The organism is Roseovarius sp. MMSF_3298, assembly GCF_030733705.1.
Taxonomy (GTDB): domain Bacteria; phylum Pseudomonadota; class Alphaproteobacteria; order Rhodobacterales; family Rhodobacteraceae; genus Roseovarius; species Roseovarius confluentis.
In genome coordinates this window covers 42,635-57,559 of the sequence record NZ_JASHIN010000013.1, presented here as the reverse complement: position 1 = coordinate 57,559, position 14,925 = coordinate 42,635, and the positions used below count along the sequence as shown (strand labels likewise).

General features: G+C 63.0%; 16 protein-coding genes. 10 read left to right on the top strand and 6 right to left on the bottom strand.

Annotated features, from left to right (window positions below; all coding sequences use genetic code 11):
• Position 1 precedes the first annotated feature (1 nt).
• Positions 2-1,435, top strand: a complete 1,434-nt coding sequence (locus RBB18_RS12995; protein ID WP_103764941.1) for an aspartate kinase — start codon at positions 2-4, stop codon at positions 1,433-1,435.
• Positions 1,436-1,519: 84 nt separating this feature from the next.
• Here the strand turns inward: RBB18_RS12995 and RBB18_RS12990 are convergent, their stop codons facing one another.
• Positions 1,520-2,329: a quinoprotein dehydrogenase-associated SoxYZ-like carrier gene (locus RBB18_RS12990; protein ID WP_306111253.1), complete on the bottom strand. Its 810-nt coding sequence runs from the start codon at positions 2,327-2,329 to the stop codon at positions 1,520-1,522.
• A 107-nt stretch (positions 2,330-2,436) separates the two neighbouring features.
• Here RBB18_RS12990 and RBB18_RS12985 point away from each other — a divergent pair, with 107 nt between their 5' ends.
• Complete coding sequence (locus RBB18_RS12985; RefSeq protein ID WP_306111252.1) at positions 2,437-3,468, top strand: quinoprotein relay system zinc metallohydrolase 2; 1,032 nt, start codon at positions 2,437-2,439, stop codon at positions 3,466-3,468.
• A 3-nt stretch (positions 3,469-3,471) separates the two neighbouring features.
• On the opposite strand, the gene RBB18_RS12980 is transcribed toward RBB18_RS12985, so the two are convergent.
• The gene (locus tag RBB18_RS12980) at positions 3,472-4,092 is read right to left on the bottom strand and encodes a hypothetical protein (RefSeq protein WP_103764938.1); all 621 of its coding nucleotides are present in this window, start codon (positions 4,090-4,092) and stop codon (positions 3,472-3,474) included.
• 163 nt (positions 4,093-4,255) lie between these two features.
• On the opposite strand from RBB18_RS12980, the gene RBB18_RS12975 reads away from it, so the two are divergent.
• From RBB18_RS12975 to RBB18_RS12940, 8 genes are all read left to right on the top strand, one after another.
• Positions 4,256-5,383 (top strand): S-(hydroxymethyl)glutathione dehydrogenase/class III alcohol dehydrogenase, encoded by a 1,128-nt coding sequence (locus tag RBB18_RS12975; RefSeq protein ID WP_103764937.1) that lies wholly within the window; start codon positions 4,256-4,258, stop codon positions 5,381-5,383.
• Between the two features lies 1 nt (position 5,384).
• Complete coding sequence (gene fghA, locus RBB18_RS12970; RefSeq protein ID WP_103764936.1) at positions 5,385-6,218, top strand: S-formylglutathione hydrolase; 834 nt, start codon at positions 5,385-5,387, stop codon at positions 6,216-6,218.
• Between the two features lie 37 nt (positions 6,219-6,255).
• Positions 6,256-6,648 (top strand): cytochrome c family protein, encoded by a 393-nt coding sequence (locus RBB18_RS12965; protein WP_371931651.1) that lies wholly within the window; start codon positions 6,256-6,258, stop codon positions 6,646-6,648.
• A gap of 121 nt (positions 6,649-6,769) precedes the next feature.
• On the top strand, positions 6,770-8,569 hold the full coding sequence (locus RBB18_RS12960) for a methanol/ethanol family PQQ-dependent dehydrogenase (protein WP_274594568.1): 1,800 nt from the start codon (positions 6,770-6,772) through the stop codon (positions 8,567-8,569).
• A 106-nt stretch (positions 8,570-8,675) separates the two neighbouring features.
• The gene (locus RBB18_RS12955) at positions 8,676-9,203 is read left to right on the top strand and encodes a c-type cytochrome, methanol metabolism-related (protein WP_103764934.1); all 528 of its coding nucleotides are present in this window, start codon (positions 8,676-8,678) and stop codon (positions 9,201-9,203) included.
• Positions 9,187-10,056 carry a substrate-binding domain-containing protein gene (locus RBB18_RS12950; protein WP_371931650.1) on the top strand — a complete coding sequence of 290 codons (870 nt, stop codon included), beginning with the start codon at positions 9,187-9,189 and terminating at the stop codon, positions 10,054-10,056. Before RBB18_RS12955 ends, RBB18_RS12950 begins: the two co-directional genes overlap by 17 nt.
• Positions 10,053-10,598, top strand: coding sequence for a PQQ-dependent catabolism-associated CXXCW motif protein (locus RBB18_RS12945; RefSeq protein ID WP_371931649.1), 546 nt, complete (start codon positions 10,053-10,055; stop codon positions 10,596-10,598). The genes RBB18_RS12950 and RBB18_RS12945 overlap by 4 nt, the downstream gene beginning before the upstream one ends.
• A 101-nt stretch (positions 10,599-10,699) precedes the next feature.
• Positions 10,700-12,001 carry a hypothetical protein gene (locus RBB18_RS12940; RefSeq protein WP_306121250.1) on the top strand — a complete coding sequence of 434 codons (1,302 nt, stop codon included), beginning with the start codon at positions 10,700-10,702 and terminating at the stop codon, positions 11,999-12,001.
• 49 nt (positions 12,002-12,050) lie between these two features.
• Here RBB18_RS12940 and RBB18_RS12935 read toward each other — a convergent pair whose 3' ends face one another.
• Genes RBB18_RS12935 through RBB18_RS12920 form a run of 4 tightly spaced genes read right to left on the bottom strand, consistent with a single transcriptional unit; the run spans position 12,051 to position 14,818 of the window.
• Positions 12,051-12,860, bottom strand: coding sequence for a quinoprotein dehydrogenase-associated SoxYZ-like carrier (locus RBB18_RS12935; RefSeq protein WP_306111250.1), 810 nt, complete (start codon positions 12,858-12,860; stop codon positions 12,051-12,053).
• The gene (locus tag RBB18_RS12930; protein WP_306111249.1) at positions 12,857-13,789 is read right to left on the bottom strand and encodes a cytochrome D1 domain-containing protein; all 933 of its coding nucleotides are present in this window, start codon (positions 13,787-13,789) and stop codon (positions 12,857-12,859) included. The genes RBB18_RS12935 and RBB18_RS12930 overlap by 4 nt, the downstream gene beginning before the upstream one ends.
• Positions 13,773-14,315, bottom strand: a complete 543-nt coding sequence (locus RBB18_RS12925; RefSeq protein WP_103764930.1) for an SRPBCC family protein — start codon at positions 14,313-14,315, stop codon at positions 13,773-13,775. The genes RBB18_RS12930 and RBB18_RS12925 overlap by 17 nt, the downstream gene beginning before the upstream one ends.
• Positions 14,312-14,818: a DUF3280 domain-containing protein gene (locus RBB18_RS12920; RefSeq protein WP_306111248.1), complete on the bottom strand. Its 507-nt coding sequence runs from the start codon at positions 14,816-14,818 to the stop codon at positions 14,312-14,314. Before RBB18_RS12920 ends, RBB18_RS12925 begins: the two co-directional genes overlap by 4 nt.
• Between the last annotated feature and the right edge of the window lie 107 nt (positions 14,819-14,925).

Below are 14,925 nucleotides of genomic sequence, written 5' to 3'. Positions count from 1 at the left end.
AATGACCCACACAGTGGAAAAAATCGGCGGGACGTCCATGTCCCGCCTGCACGAACTGCGTGATACGCTGTTCATCAAGGACGGAGAGCCGCAATACGGACGCATCTTCGTCGTTTCGGCCTTCGGTGGCATCACAGACATGCTGCTGGAGCACAAGAAATCGGGCGAGGATGGAGCCTATGCCGCTTTCGCGGACGCCGAAGACGATCACGGCTGGCACGATGCACTGACACGGGCCTGCCGCGCCATGATCAAGGCGCATGAAGACGTGCTGGAGCACCCGGGCGACATCGCCCAGGCAACCGCCTTCGTCAATGAGCGTATCGAAGGCGCGCGCAACTGTCTGATCGACCTGCAGCGCCTGTGCTCCTACGGCCATTTCCGGCTGAACGCGCACCTGATGCATATTCGCGAGTTGCTTTCGGGCCTTGGCGAAGCGCACAGCGCGCACGTGGCCGCACTGGTGCTGAAACGGGCCGGTGTCAACGCCCGCGCCGTGGACCTGACAGGCTGGCGCGAAGATGGCGAAGTGAATCTGGACGAGCGCATCAACAACGCAATGGCCAGCGTCGACCCGGCCACCGAGATGCCCATCGTCACCGGCTACGCCCAGTGCCGCGAGGGCTTGATGAAGGAATTCGACCGCGGCTATTCCGAGGTCACGTTCTCGCAGATGGCGGCCCTCACAGGCGCCCGCGAGGCGATTATCCACAAGGAGTTCCACCTCTCTTCCGCCGATCCCAAGCTGGTCGGCGCCGAGAACGTGCGCACCCTGGGGCACACCAACTATGACGTGGCCGACCAGATGGCGAACCTCGGGATGGAAGCGATCCACCCCTCTGCCGCCAAGACCCTGCGCCAGGCGGGCGTGCCCTTGCGCGTTACCAACGCATTCGAGCCCGAAGAGCCCGGCACGGTCATCGACGATCAACCCGCCGAAACCCCGGCGGTCGAGATGGTCACCGGCCTCGACATCATCGCGCTGGAAGTGTTCGAACAGGACATGGTCGGCGTCAAAGGCTACGACGCCGCGATTCTGGACGCCCTGACGCGTCATGACGTGCGCATCGTGTCGAAGGCGTCCAACGCCAACACCATCACGCACTATGTCGACGCTTCAGTCAAAGCCATGCGAAAGGTAGCCGACGATCTGGCGGAGAAATATCCGCAGTCCGAGATCCGCAATCGCAAGCTTGCACTGGTCTCCGTTATCGGCCGCGATCTCGATGGGCTCAGCACGCTGCAGCGTGGCCTGCAGGCACTGGACGACAACGGCATGGCCTCGCTGGGAGCCACCCAAGGCCCGCGACACGTCGATACGCAGTTCATCCTCGAACGCGAAGACCGCGATCCGGCGATCAAGGCGCTCCACGACACGTTCTTCGGCAAGGCGTCTAAGAATGGAAAAAAGTCGGACATGACGATCGCTGCCTGACAGCGCCCTCGCCGTAGATGACAAAAAAACGCGCGTGCCGGCATTCCGGCACGCGCGTTTTGCATCGTGAAGGTCAAGCCTTGGTCAGCCGTCCAGCGATTTCGGCAAGGTGCTTTCGAACACGTTACCCTCGGTATCCGTGGCCTTCACAGTCAAGTCGGTCGATCCGTTGTCATTGTAGAAAAACCGGAATGACGGGTTTTCCGAGATCGAAATCCCGCCCGTCATCGAGAAGAGCATTTCGTCACCCTGCCGCACCTCGATCGTGTCGATGAAATGCGCCGGGATGAACAGTTGCGTAATCTGATCCCGCTGAAGCCCCGAATAATTCGGATGCCGGATCATGACCTGCGCCTCGCGCCGCGGCGTCGATACCGCCGCCGTCTCACCAAAGCTGCGCAGCTTCATCCGGCCCATGCCCGCCAGCGCCTGCTCGGGATCCTTCGAGGCCGGGGCAGAACAGCCACCCGATGCCTTGACGAACCGCCCGGTCATGTAGAGGCCATCCTCGGTCTCGGCAATCACCCGCACGTTGGAATATTGGTTGACCCGCACGCGCATCTCGAAATCGAGTTGCCCCATACTGGGCCCGAACGTGAACTCCCCTGCCACCGGCGCGGGGTTCTCGTCAATCACTACTATGGCCGACTCGATCTGCGCCTCCGGATCGGTTTGTTTCAGGTGCACCGGCACGGTCGCCGCGTCATGGGCACGGTACGGCGCCTCAACGCTGAGCGGGCCCTGCGCCTCCTCCAGCGTGGCCTCGCCCAGCACGTCATAGCGCAGATCCTGCCAGGTCGGGCTTTCGGTCAAGGGGTTCTTGACCGCCTCCTCGGCCCACCCGGCAGAGGCCACAAGCCCCAGTGCCAGAGCGGATGCAATCGCATGTCTCATACGGTCTCCTCCCGCAGTGCGTCCGCTTTATGCCACGAAACAGCGGCAAAATCCACTTATACGAAATGGGGCATGGACCTCACGATCGCGTGTGGCAAGATCCGGCCATGTTCGAGGTCGTCGTCACAGCCTGTATTGCGCTTGCCTCTGAGGGGGGCGAACCGGCCTGCCGCGACATGCTTCTGGCGAATTACGAGGCTCCCACACAGGCCGAGTGCGAGGCGCAACTGCCCGAACTTTCAAAGACATACGAAGAACCACGCTGTGCCCCCGTTGGCCCGGCGCTCGAGATGACCGAGATCGCACCGGGCGTTTTCGCCCATTTGGGGCGGGTCGAAGAACCAGACACGGACAATCGCGGTGACGTCGCGAATCTCGGCTTTATCGTCGGCCAAGACAGCGTCGCCGTGATCGACACCGGCTCTGCCCGCTGGATCGGCGAGACGCTCTGGCGCGCCATCCGCCAACAGACCGACAAGCCCGTCAGCCATGTGATCCTGACCCACATGCACCCCGATCACGTGCTGGGCACAGATGCCTTCAGCACCACCGCGGCACAGGTTGCCTCCCACGCCGCACTGCCTCGCGCGCTCGCCGACAGGCAGGCCAATTACGCGGAAAGCCTGACGCGCCTGATCGGTCCCGCCTTCATAGGCTCGACCGCGCCAAAGCCCGACATCACCGTGCCGCCCGATACGCCCATGCAGATCGACCTAGGCGGGCGCACCCTTACCCTTCACGCATGGCCGGTGGCCCATACCGGCAATGACCTTACGGTGCTGGACGAAGCGACCGGCACGCTCTTTACCGGCGACCTCGTCTTTCACACGCACACCCCCGCGCTCGATGGCAGCGTCCTCGGGTGGCTCGAAGTTCTGGACCAACTGCAAAAGTGGGAGGTCAGCCGCATCGTCCCGGGGCATGGCGGCCCGGTTCTGGACTGGCCGCAAGGCGCCGAGGACCAACGCCGCTATCTGGAAACCCTGCGCGACGACACCCGCGCGGCCATTGCAAGAGGCACCCGTCTGGGCGAGGCCGTCACCACGATCGCGGAAAGCGAGGCGGACAAGTGGCAGCTTTTCGAGGCCTACAACCCGCGCAACGCCACCGTCGCCTTCACCGAATTGGAGTGGGAATAGCGCCTATTCCTTTTCCTTCGCCACGCCCTGCAGCATCTGCGCGATGGCAAAGAGCCGCTTTTCGATCAGTTGCGGCGTCTCGCAAAGATACGTGATCGACTGCTGCCGGTCGGAATAGATCACCTGGTCCCAATCCAGCTTTTCCTCCAATTCATCGACGCGGTCAAAATCCGGGTTCTCCGCTTCCAGCGCCGTATCCATCTCCAGCCGCATCTCGTCGATCTTCTCGGCCAGTGCGATCTGCCCCAGAGAGAAATCCGCGATTCCGTTGATGATCTGCGACCGTCGCGTGTTGAGCGACTTGAATGTCTGCGCAAAGGCCCGGCCAAGGTTGGCTTCCGTGTCCTCGGGCCAGCGATCCGTAAACTCTTCGGCCGCCTGCCGCAGCGTGTCCATCTCCAGCCGCCGCACGGCCAAAGTGCCTGCAAGGTCCCTGATTCCCGCCGCCAGCGCCGGATCCTCGACCTCGTCTTCCGGCAACGCGATGGGCCACATCAGCCCCAGCGACAAGGTTTCGACCTTGCGCTGCACGCAAGGCCATGTCGGATCCGAGAAATCTTCCGCCATTGCCGGGGCGGCGGCGCCCAAAAAGCCGGCAAATGCCGTTAAAACAAACGTCCTCATACGATCCTCCCTTGGTCCCATGGGAACACGCCCATCCATCCCCGGCAAGGGTTCACAATGGAATACCAACCAAGGTACTAATTGTGCCGCGGCATTGCCGCCCCCTACCATAGCTTTGAATCACGTGCCTGTCTGCGGCGCGAACGGGAGGAAATACACTATCATGCGCACTAAAGCTGCCGTGGCCCTCGAGGCCGGCAAACCACTGGAAATTATGGAAGTCGAACTCGAAGGCCCCAAGGCCGGCGAGGTTCTGGTGGAAATCAAGGCCACTGGCCTTTGTCACACCGACGAATTTACCCGCTCGGGCGACGACCCCGAAGGCATCTTCCCCGCCATCCTGGGCCACGAGGGCGCCGGCGTGGTGATGGAAGTCGGCGAAGGCGTCACCACGCTCAAGCCCGGCGATCACGTGATCCCGCTTTACACGCCCGAATGCCGTGAATGCGCGTCCTGCCTCTCGGGCAAGACGAATCTCTGCACGGCGATCCGCAATACCCAGGGCCAGGGCCTGATGCCCGACGGCACCACGCGGTTCAAGATGCTGGATGGTACGCCCATCCACCATTACATGGGCTGCTCGACCTTCGCCAACCACACGGTCATGCCCGAAATCGCGCTGGCCAAGGTGCGCGACGACGCGCCCTTCGACAAGATCTGCTATATCGGCTGCGGCGTGACCACCGGCATCGGCGCGGTGATCAACACCGCCGGCGTCGAAATCGGCTCGACCGCCGCGGTCTTCGGTCTCGGCGGCATCGGCCTCAACGTGATCCAGGGCCTGCGCATGGCGGGCTGTGACATGATCATCGGCGTCGACCTGAACGACGACAAGGCCGAGATGGCCAAGAAGTTCGGCATGACCCATTTCGTGAACCCCACCAAGGTCGACAACACGGTCCAGGAGATCGTGAACATGACCAAGCGGGGCAATGATCAGATCGGCGGCGTGGACTATTCCTTTGATGCCACCGGCAACGTGAAGGTGATGCGCGACGCGCTGGAATGCTCGCACCGCGGCTGGGGCTGCTCGGTCATCATCGGCGTGGCCCCCGCGGGCGCCGAGATCTCCACCCGTCCCTTCCAGCTGGTCACCGGTCGGGTCTGGAAAGGCACCGCGTTCGGCGGCGCCAAGGGCCGCACCGACGTTCCGAAATTCGTTGACTGGTACATGGACGGCAAGATCGAGATCGACCCCATGATCACCCACAAGCTGACGCTTGACGAGATCAACCACGGGTTCGAACTGATGCACGAAGGCAAATCGATCCGCGCCGTGGTGGAGTTCTGATTTGTCCCACGAGGTCGTCTCTCAGAACAGGAGCTTCGGCGGCGAACAGATCGTCTACAAGCACAGTTCCAACACATGTGCCTGCGAGATGACCTACGCTGTCTACCAGCCTCCGCAGGCCAAGGATGGCCCGGTTCCGGTGCTTTGGTACCTGTCGGGCCTGACCTGCAACCACGAAAACGCCATGACCAAGGGCGGTTTTCAGGAACACGCAGCGCGGGAAGGCATCGCGCTGGTGTTCCCCGACACCTCGCCCCGGGGCGAGAACGTGGCGGATGACGAGGCGTATGATCTGGGCCAGGGGGCAGGCTTTTACGTCAACGCCACCTGCGACCCGTGGCGGCAGCATTATCGCATGTACGACTACATCGTGAACGAGCTCTACTCGATCATCATGGAAACCCAACCGGTGCAGGACCGTCACGGTATCACCGGGCACTCCATGGGTGGGCACGGTGCCATGACCATCGCCATGCGCAACCCCGACAAGTTCGAGTCGCTCTCGGCCTTCGCGCCAATCGCCAATCCGACCCGCTCGGATTGGGGGCGCAAGCAGCTCAGTGCCTATCTGGGCGACGACGAAAGCACCTGGGCGCAACACGATTCCACGCTGCTGCTGGAAGAACACGGCTGGAAAGGCGACGTGCTGATCGACCAGGGATCGAGCGACCAGTTTCTCGACCTGCTGAAACCCGAGGCGCTGGCCGACACGATGGCCAAACGCCGCCAGCCGGGCCAGATCCGGATCCAACCGGGCTATGACCACTCTTACTTTTTCGTGCAGACCTTCGCTGCCGACCATGTTTCGTGGCACGCCGAACGCCTGCTGCAATGATGTGTGTACTGACACTGTTGACTAGGGAGACATCAACTTGACCATTCGTACCATCCTCGCCGCCAGCATCCTGGCCACCACGCCCGCACTGGGCTTTGCGCAAGACGTCGAAGGCGACGCCGAAGCCGGTGAAAAAGTGTTCCGCAAATGCATGGCCTGCCACGCCGTGGGCGAAGGCGCCAAGAACAAGGTCGGCCCGGTGCTGACCGGCATCGTCGGCTCACCCGTCGCGGCGAATGAAGATTTCGACTATTCCGACGTGCTCGCCGAGATGGGCGCGGAGGGCAAGGAGTGGACGCCGGAAGAACTGGCGGCCTTCCTCGAAAAACCGCGCGACTATGCCAAGGGCACCAAGATGGCCTTCGCCGGTCTGCGCAAGGAAGAAGAAAGAATGAACGTGATCGCGTACCTCGCCTCGACCGGCGAATAACGCGGCACGTCCGAGACGCGGGGGCTCCTCGAAGGAGAGAGCTTGGGACCCCCGCTTTAACGGTCGATAAATCGGCCATTCCAATGCGGCGGAAGACCGCTGCTTTCATGGGAGGACTACAATGAAGAAGCTTATGCTTTTAACTTCGGGTCTGGCGCTCTGCGCTGGCATGGCCGTCGCCAATGACGACCTTGTCACGCAGATGGACGACCCCAGCCAATGGGCGATCCAGACGGGCGACTACAAGAACCAGCGCCATTCCAAGCTGGATACGATCAACAAGGAAAACGTGGGTGACCTGCAGGTCGCGTGGACCTTCTCGACCGGCGTGCTGCGCGGTCACGAAGGCTCGCCGCTCGTCGTGGGCGACACCATGTATGTCCACACGCCCTTCCCGAACATCGTCTACGCGCTCGACCTGGCCGACGAAGGCAAGATCAAGTGGAAGTACGAGCCCAAGCAGGATCCGGACGTCATTCCGGTGATGTGCTGTGACACCGTGAACCGCGGTGTGGCCTATGCCGACGGCAAGATCTTCCTGCACCAGGCCGACACCAAGGTCGTGGCTCTCAATGCCGACGACGGTTCGGTCGAATGGGAAGTCGTCAACGGCGACCCGTCCATCGGCGAGACCAACACCGCGACCGTTCTTCCGGTCAAGGACAAGGTCATCGTCGGCATCTCGGGCGGTGAGTTCGGCGTGCGTGGTCACGTGACCGCCTACAACATGTCGGACGGCAGCCAAGCCTGGCGCGCCTACTCGATGGGCCCTGACGAGGACATCCTCGTGGACCCCGAGAACACGACCCATCTGGGTGAGCCTGTCGGTGAAAACTCCGGCACCAACACCTGGGAAGGCGACCAGTGGCAAATCGGCGGCGGCACCACCTGGGGCTGGTACTCGGCGGATCTCGAAGAGAACCTGATGTACTACGGCACCGGCAACCCGTCGACGTGGAACCCCTCGCAGCGCCCCGGCGACAACCGCTGGTCCATGACCGTCATGGCCCGCGACATCGACACGGGCGAGGCCAAGTGGTTCTACCAGATGACCCCGCATGACGAGTGGGATTACGACGGCGTCAACGAAATGATCCTCACGGAGCAGGAAATTGACGGCGAGGAGCGCAAGCTTCTGACCCACTTCGACCGTAACGGTCTGGCCTACACGATGGACCGTGTGTCGGGTGAACTTCTGGTCGCCGAAAAGTACGACCCGGTCGTGAACTGGACCTCCGGCGTCGACATGGACCCCGAGTCCGACACCTACGGTCGTCCCGAAGTGGTGGCGCAATACTCCACCGAGCAGAACGGCGAAGACGTCAACTCCACCGGCATCTGCCCGGCGGCGCTTGGCACCAAGGACCAACAGCCCGCGGCCTATGACCCGGAAACCCAGCTGTTCCTGGTCCCGACCAACCACGTCTGCATGGACTACGAACCGTTCCGCGTCAGCTACACCGCAGGTCAGCCCTATGTGGGCGCGACCCTGTCGATGTACCCTGCCCCGGATAGCCATGGCGGCATGGGCAACTTCATCGCCTGGGATAACATCAACGGCGAAATCAAGTGGTCCAACCCCGAGCAGTTCTCGGTCTGGTCCGGTGCTCTGACCACCGCCGGTGGCATCACCTTCTACGGTACGCTCGAGGGCTACCTGAAGGCGGTCGACACCTCCACGGGTGAGGAACTCTACAAGTTCCGCACACCCTCGGGCATCATCGGCAACGTGATGACCTACGAGCGTGAAGGCAAACAGTATGTCGCCGTCCTCTCGGGCGTCGGTGGCTGGGCCGGCATCGGTCTCGCGGCCGGTCTGACCAACCCCAATGACGGTCTGGGCGCCGTGGGTGGCTACGCCGCTCTCAGCGACTACACTGCACTGGGTGGCCAGCTGACCGTGTTCGCTCTGCCGGACTAAGGTTTACGCAACAGCCGGGGCCGGTCCTCCTTCGGGAAGGCCGGCCCCGTGCCCAAGATAAACAACGCATTATCAGTACCCGAAACAGGAAAGGTATGACCGCATCATGAGCACCGGACTCCGCTTGACACTCGCCTCGGCCCTGGTCGCACTGCCGATCACCGCCTCGGCTCAGAACTGGAGCGATCAGCCGGTCGATCCTGCAAACCACGATGAGACCGTCGCCTACGAAGAAGGCGGGCGCTACTTCAACGAGGAAGATCTGCCCACATACAACGTGGCCGAAGACGGCACCGTCGACTGGCTGACCTTCTCGGGCTTCCGCCGCTATCACGCCGAATGCCACGTCTGCCACGGCCCCGATGGCGAAGGCTCGTCCTACGCCCCCAAAGTCAAGAATTCCGCCGTCCACATGGGCTATTACGACTTCTACGATGTTGTCGTGAACGGCCGTGGCAACGGCAACTCCGTCATGCCCCACTTCGGCGACAACCCGAACGTGATGTGCTATCTCGACGACATCTACGTCTATCTCAAGGCTCGCGGCATGGAGGCCGTCCCGCGCGGACGCCCCGGCTCGAAAGAAGCCAAGTCAGAATCGATCCAAGAGGATGAAGATGCCTGCATGGGCTAAATCCGCAGCATTGCGCGCCGCCGCCCGCCTCACCGGGTCGGCGGCGCTTTGCTTTTCGGCGCTGATGATGTCCGGGCCGGCGACGGCCCAGACTTCCGATCTCGTGTCGCAGAACGCCCTGCGCGTCTGCGCGGATCCGGCCAATTACCCCATGTCCACCAAGGAGGGCACGGGGTACGAGAACAAGCTGGCCGAGCTGATCGCGTCCAAGCTGGACCTGCCGGTGCAATACACCTGGTATCCGCAGGCCACGGGGTTCATCCGCAACACGCTGAAGGTCAAGCGCTGCGACATCGTGATGGGCTACGCCCAGGGCCACGAACTGGTGCTGAACACCAACCACTACTTCAGCTCGGTCTACACCCTGATCGTCCCGCAGGACAGCCCGCTCGCCTCGGTCGAGACCCTCACCGACGACGCTCTGAAGGGCGCCCGCATCGGCATCATCGCCGGCACGCCGCCGTCTGCGCATCTCGCCCGGCACGGGCTGATCGGCAAGGCCAAGCCCTACAACCTCGTCGTCGACCGCCGGCACGAGAACCCGGCGATCAACATGCTCGACGATCTCAAGGCCGGCGACACCGACGCCGCCATCCTCTGGGGCCCGCTCGGCGGCCCGCTGGTCAAGGCGGATTACCCCGGCATGAAGGTGATCCCCCTCATCAACGAGGAACTGCCCCCGCGCCTGTTTTTCCGCATCACGATGGGCGTGCGCCAGGGCGAAAAGGTCTGGCAGCGCGAGCTGAATTCGCTCATCCGCCGTCACCAGGACGAGATCAATGCGCTTCTGGTCGAGGCCGGCGTGCCGCTGGTCAGCGACATGGGCAATGAGATGCTGGAATCGGGCCAGTGAAACAGCTCCTGGTGGCCCTCGCCCTCGCGGCCGGGGCCGCCAGCGCAGCCACCGCCCAGGACGTGGCTGAACCTTCCGACTACCGCATGGACCACTACCGCGCCCCGGTGCCTGCCACGCTTGAGGGCGGCACCGTCATCGACGCGGAAGAGGCGCACGCCCTGTGGGAAACAGGCGAAGCCGCCTTCATCGACGTCCTCCCCCGCGCGCCGAAACCCGAGAACCTGCCCGAAGGCACCATCTGGCGCGACAAGCCCCGCCCCAGCATCCCGGGCGCGGTCTGGTTGCCCAATGTAGGCTACGGTGCGCTGGCCGACGTCACCGCCACCTATTTCCGCGACGGGCTGGATCACGCCACCGGGGGCGACCCCGACCGCCCGGTCGTTTTCTTCTGCCTCGCCGAGTGCTGGATGAGCTGGAACGCCGCGAAACGCGCAATCGAATGGAACCATTCGCAGGTCTATTGGTTCCCCGATGGTACGGACGGGTGGGCGTTTCAGGATTTTCCATTGGAAGAAGTTGAGCCGTTCCCCAACCCCTGACGGGCGAATACGCGCCGGAAATTTGCCGTTTGGCCGGGTCGTCCCATATGGTTTGAAAGCGACTCGCGCATCGAAAACACTAAGACCTGGGAGTGGAAACATTGAATGACAAGTTGATTTACGGGGTTCTGATCGCGGCCGTGGCCGTGCTTTTGGCCGTTGCCGCCCTGCGCCCGAGACCCGAACCGCTGGGCGATCAGACAGCCCAAGCCAGCACCGAAACCTCCGAGGAGGAGACCGCGTCTGCCGAAGGTGACAGCGAAACCTCCGGGGAAGAAACCGCAGCCGCTGAAGGCGAAAGTTCCCAGGAAGAAGCCGCTTCTGCCGAAGGCGACAGCGCAGGTTCCGAAGAACAGGCCGCATCCTCAGAGAGCGACAGCGAAGGCTCTGAAGAGCAAGCCGCCTCCTCCGAGAGTGACAGCGAAGGCTCCGAAGAGCAGGCAGCCTCCTCCGAGAGCGGCAGCGAAGGCTCTGAAGAGCAATCCGCCTCTTCCGAGAGCGACAGCGAAGGTTCCGAAGAGCAGGCCGCATCTTCCGAGAGCGACAGCGAAGGCTCAGAGGAGCAAGCCGCATCCTCCGAGAGCGACAGCGAAGGCTCCGAAGAGCAGACAGCCTCCTCCGAGAGCGGCAGCGAAGGCTCTGAAGAGCAAGCCGCCTCTTCCGAGAGCGACAGCGAAGGTTCCGAAGAGCAAGCCGCCTCTTCCGAGAGCGACAGCGAAGGTTCCGAAGAGCAAGCCGCCTCTTCCGAGAGTGACAGCGAAGGTTCCGAAGAGCAGGCAGCCTCCTCCGAAAGCGGCAGCGAAGGTTCCGAAGAGCAGACCGCATCTTCCGAGAGCGGCAGCGATGGTTCCGAAGAGCAGGCCGCATCCTCCGAGAGCGGCAGCGAACGCTCTGAAGAGCAGGCAGCCTCTTCCGAGAGCGACAGCGAAGGCTCCGAAGAGCAAACCGCATCCTCCGAAAGCGACAGCGAAGGCTCCGAAGAGCAGACCGCATCTTCCGAGAGTGGCAGCGAAGGTTCCGAAGAGCAGGCCGCATCCTCCGAGAGCGGCAGCGAAGGTTCCGAAGGCACGCAATCCAGCGCAGACAAGATCGCCGCGCTTGAGGAACGTGTGGCCGCGCTCGAGGCTCAGCTCAGCGAAGGTGGCTCAGGCTCCAGCGACAGTGGCTCCTCGTCGAGTGAAGACACCGAAACCTTCGGCGTCGGCTCTACCGCGATGCTGAACGACGGCGACATCCGCATCTTCGTCAGTTCGATTGCCGACGATACCGTACGCTTCGCCGTAAATGGTTTCAACGTGCAATCCGCAGAATCCGGCTCCGAAGTCGAGCTTGAGAACGGCTGCACGCTGACCGTCGAAAGCGTCGAGAACAAGACCGCGCGCTTCGCCGCGGCCTGCGAGTAAAGACAAAAGACAGGCCCCGGGCGCATCATGTGCCCGGGGCCGCCCTTTCTTAATATCCGGTCAGTTTCTTGTGCGCGTGGGTCACGGTGCCATCGGTGTCCGTCATCGTCACATCCACCGCCTGCGCCCGGCTCGGCACCGATAGCGCCACCTGCGGGTTTTCCGACAGCGAAATCGACCCCGTCATCTCGACATATCCCGCACCGTCCAGGTCGATCTCCACCGTCTCGACATAGCGCATGGGCAAGAACAGCAGCGTGATCTGGTCCATCTGCATCCCCGAATGCGACGGGTGCGAAATGTCCACGTCCATCCGGTTCAGCCGATTGGCCAGCTTGTCCGCCGCACTTTGCCCCAGACCGGTCAACTGCCCGGCCAGTTCGATCTCCACCTGTCCCAGCGTTTCAAGCGCCAGCTTCGGATCGGTCCCCGGCGGGGCCGCACAGGCGCCCTGCCCCGACGTCTTGACGAAGGCCTCAGAGACGAAGAGCCGCCCATCGGTCGTCTCGGCCACGACATGCATCGGCGTCGGCCCATTGATCCGCATGGTCACGTCGAAAAAGAACGCCGGCAACGGCGCATCCAGGTCAAAGACGGCCGACACCGGCATCGGGTTCTCGTCGATCACCAGCGTCACGCTGGCAATCTCGGCCCCTTCCGGCGCCACCACCTGCGCCGCCAGCTGCGTGCGCGCATCGTTGCCCGTCCGGTAAGGCGCGTCGATGGCGATCACTTCGGTGCCGTCCAGGAGCGCCCGCTCGCCATACATCTCGGCGCTCAGATCCTCCCAGGTGCCCGCCAGCGCCGGCACCGCCATCACGCACAGCGCACTCAACGCGCGTATGGATGTTCCAATCATTCCTTGTCTCCTCCCGACAGGAATATGCCAAAGGCCCGCGGCCCGTCGCATGTCTCGACGTCATATACCACGTCCAGAGTTTGTGCGTCCATCACGGTCACCGTGTTCTCGAACCAGTTGGCGAAGACCACATGTGCGCCGTCCGCCGTGGCGTCGATCCCTTCGGGATATTCCCCGACGCTGACCTCCTCGACCGGCTCCAGCGTGTCCAGGTCGATCACGCTCAGACTGTTCGCATACTGGTTGGTCACAAAGGCCCGTCCGCTTGCAAAGGCGACGCCGTAGGGCCGTTCTCCCACCGGTACCGTGGCCAAAACCTTGCCCACGGACGCATCCACGACGCTCACGTCATTGCTGCCCACGTTACCCACCAACAGCCGCCCATCGGGTGCAAAGCCAAGCCCGTAGGGCCGCACGCCCACGCCGACACGGTGCAACAACTCCAAAGTCTCTGCATCCCAGACCGACACCCTGTCGGCATCCTTCTCGGCACTGGCCAGAAACCGCCCATCTTCCGACAGCGCGATCCCCGCCGGCTCCGCCCCGGTCTCGAGCTCCTGCAAGACCTCGAGGCTTTCGGCGTCCAAAACCCAAAGCCGCGCATTGTACCAGTCCGACACGAACAGCCGCCCGCGCGCCGCATCCAGCGCCACGCCGGTCGGCCCGCCATCCAGCACCGTTTCGGTCAAAAGCCTGCCGGTGAGCGTGAAACGCCGCACGGTCTTGGTATCCGGGGAGACGGAATAGACCGCATCACCACCAACGGCGACCCCGGCAGGCTTGCCCGCCACGTCCCAGCGATCAACCTCGACCCCTCGGGCCACGTCGATCACGCTCAACGCATCAGCAGGCTGACAGGTGACAAAGGCGGTCTGCCCGGCCACCGGCGTGGCCAGGCAAAGCGCCAGCGCATTAAGAGCCCGGCGCACCGAACCGCTCGGTCAGGGCATCCAGCCCCGCCTGGTAGACGCCGCTGACAGCTGCAATCGCCGCCTCGTCATTCAGTTCGGGCGGCGGATCGTTGTTCGGATAGCCGCGATAGAACGCGCCCCGCCATTCCACGATCGACCCGCCCCCGTCACGCGGCTTCACCGTCAGGTGCGACGAGTAATTCGTCACCGGCAGCGTCTCGACCGCCACCTCGGTGATCCGGTAGGAATAGCTCATCTTCTCGTCGCTGTACTTGTAGAGGATCTCGTCGATGGTCGGCCCACCGTCCTCGCCCAGCGTCAGAACCCGCGTGGCGTCGATCTCGTTGCCGCCCTCGCCTTCCGTCGAATGCACCGCCGGGTGCCAGGACATGTCCTGGAAATTCCCGATCGCCTCCCAGACCTCGGCCGGGTCCGCCGCCACCTCGGTGGTCAGCGTCACCTTCTGCCGCGTCGGCCCGTGCGCCAGCGCCATACCCGGCAGCATCAGCGCCGTCAGGCTGGCCATGAACACTCGTCTTCTCATGTATCTTCCTCCCTGAAGATTCGGTTTTTCAAGATTTGTCGCATCCCCCGCGCCCAGATCTCGTCGGTGCTGCCGCGCACGCTGACGCTGCCGCCCTTCACGATCTCGCCACTGGTGCCATCCTTCAACTGCACCGCGATGGACACAAGAACAGGCGACACCATGTTGACCTCGCCCACCAGGATGAACTCCGCGCCCAGCGTCTTGGCCATGCGAATATCGCATCCGTAACAGCTCGCCGGGTTGCTCACGCGCTCCAACTCCTCCGCCACCGGCGCAAGATCCAAAAGCGTATAACCTTCCGCCTCGAATCGCTCCGTCAGCATCCCTTCCAGCATCTCCACGCGGGCCAGGTCCGCATCGTCCGGCCCAGCGGCCACCAGCGACGAAGATTGTGTCGTCTGGTCCGAACTGTCCTCTAGATGAAGCCCGAAAAAGGCCACCTCCCCTTGCGCGTACGCAGCCGGGGCGAAAGCCAGGAACAGGAACAATATCAATCGCATACAGACGTTCTTAGAAGTTAAGAGTCGCCCTTCATTCTGCGTTGCGTACAGTGATTGCGAAACACGGCAATTGGTATTGGTCGGGCCGCGAGAGGCAATCTGGCGGT

Excerpts from the sequence above, each read along its gene's own strand:
- RBB18_RS12985 (WP_306111252.1), top strand. The coding sequence starts at position 2,437 with ATGTTCGAGGTCGTCGTCACAGCCTGTATTGCGCTTGCCTCTGAGGGG.
- RBB18_RS12960 (WP_274594568.1), top strand. The coding sequence starts at position 6,770 with ATGAAGAAGCTTATGCTTTTAACTTCGGGTCTGGCGCTCTGCGCTGGC.
- RBB18_RS12975 (WP_103764937.1), top strand. The coding sequence starts at position 4,256 with ATGCGCACTAAAGCTGCCGTGGCCCTCGAGGCCGGCAAACCACTGGAA.
- RBB18_RS12935 (WP_306111250.1), bottom strand. The coding sequence starts at position 12,860 with ATGATTGGAACATCCATACGCGCGTTGAGTGCGCTGTGCGTGATGGCG.
- RBB18_RS12955 (WP_103764934.1), top strand. The coding sequence starts at position 8,676 with ATGAGCACCGGACTCCGCTTGACACTCGCCTCGGCCCTGGTCGCACTG.
- RBB18_RS12950 (WP_371931650.1), top strand. The coding sequence starts at position 9,187 with ATGCCTGCATGGGCTAAATCCGCAGCATTGCGCGCCGCCGCCCGCCTC.
- RBB18_RS12990 (WP_306111253.1), bottom strand. The coding sequence starts at position 2,329 with ATGAGACATGCGATTGCATCCGCTCTGGCACTGGGGCTTGTGGCCTCT.
- RBB18_RS12925 (WP_103764930.1), bottom strand. The coding sequence starts at position 14,315 with ATGAGAAGACGAGTGTTCATGGCCAGCCTGACGGCGCTGATGCTGCCG.
- RBB18_RS12920 (WP_306111248.1), bottom strand. The coding sequence starts at position 14,818 with ATGCGATTGATATTGTTCCTGTTCCTGGCTTTCGCCCCGGCTGCGTAC.
- RBB18_RS12980 (WP_103764938.1), bottom strand. The coding sequence starts at position 4,092 with ATGAGGACGTTTGTTTTAACGGCATTTGCCGGCTTTTTGGGCGCCGCC.
- RBB18_RS12995 (WP_103764941.1), top strand. The coding sequence starts at position 2 with ATGACCCACACAGTGGAAAAAATCGGCGGGACGTCCATGTCCCGCCTG.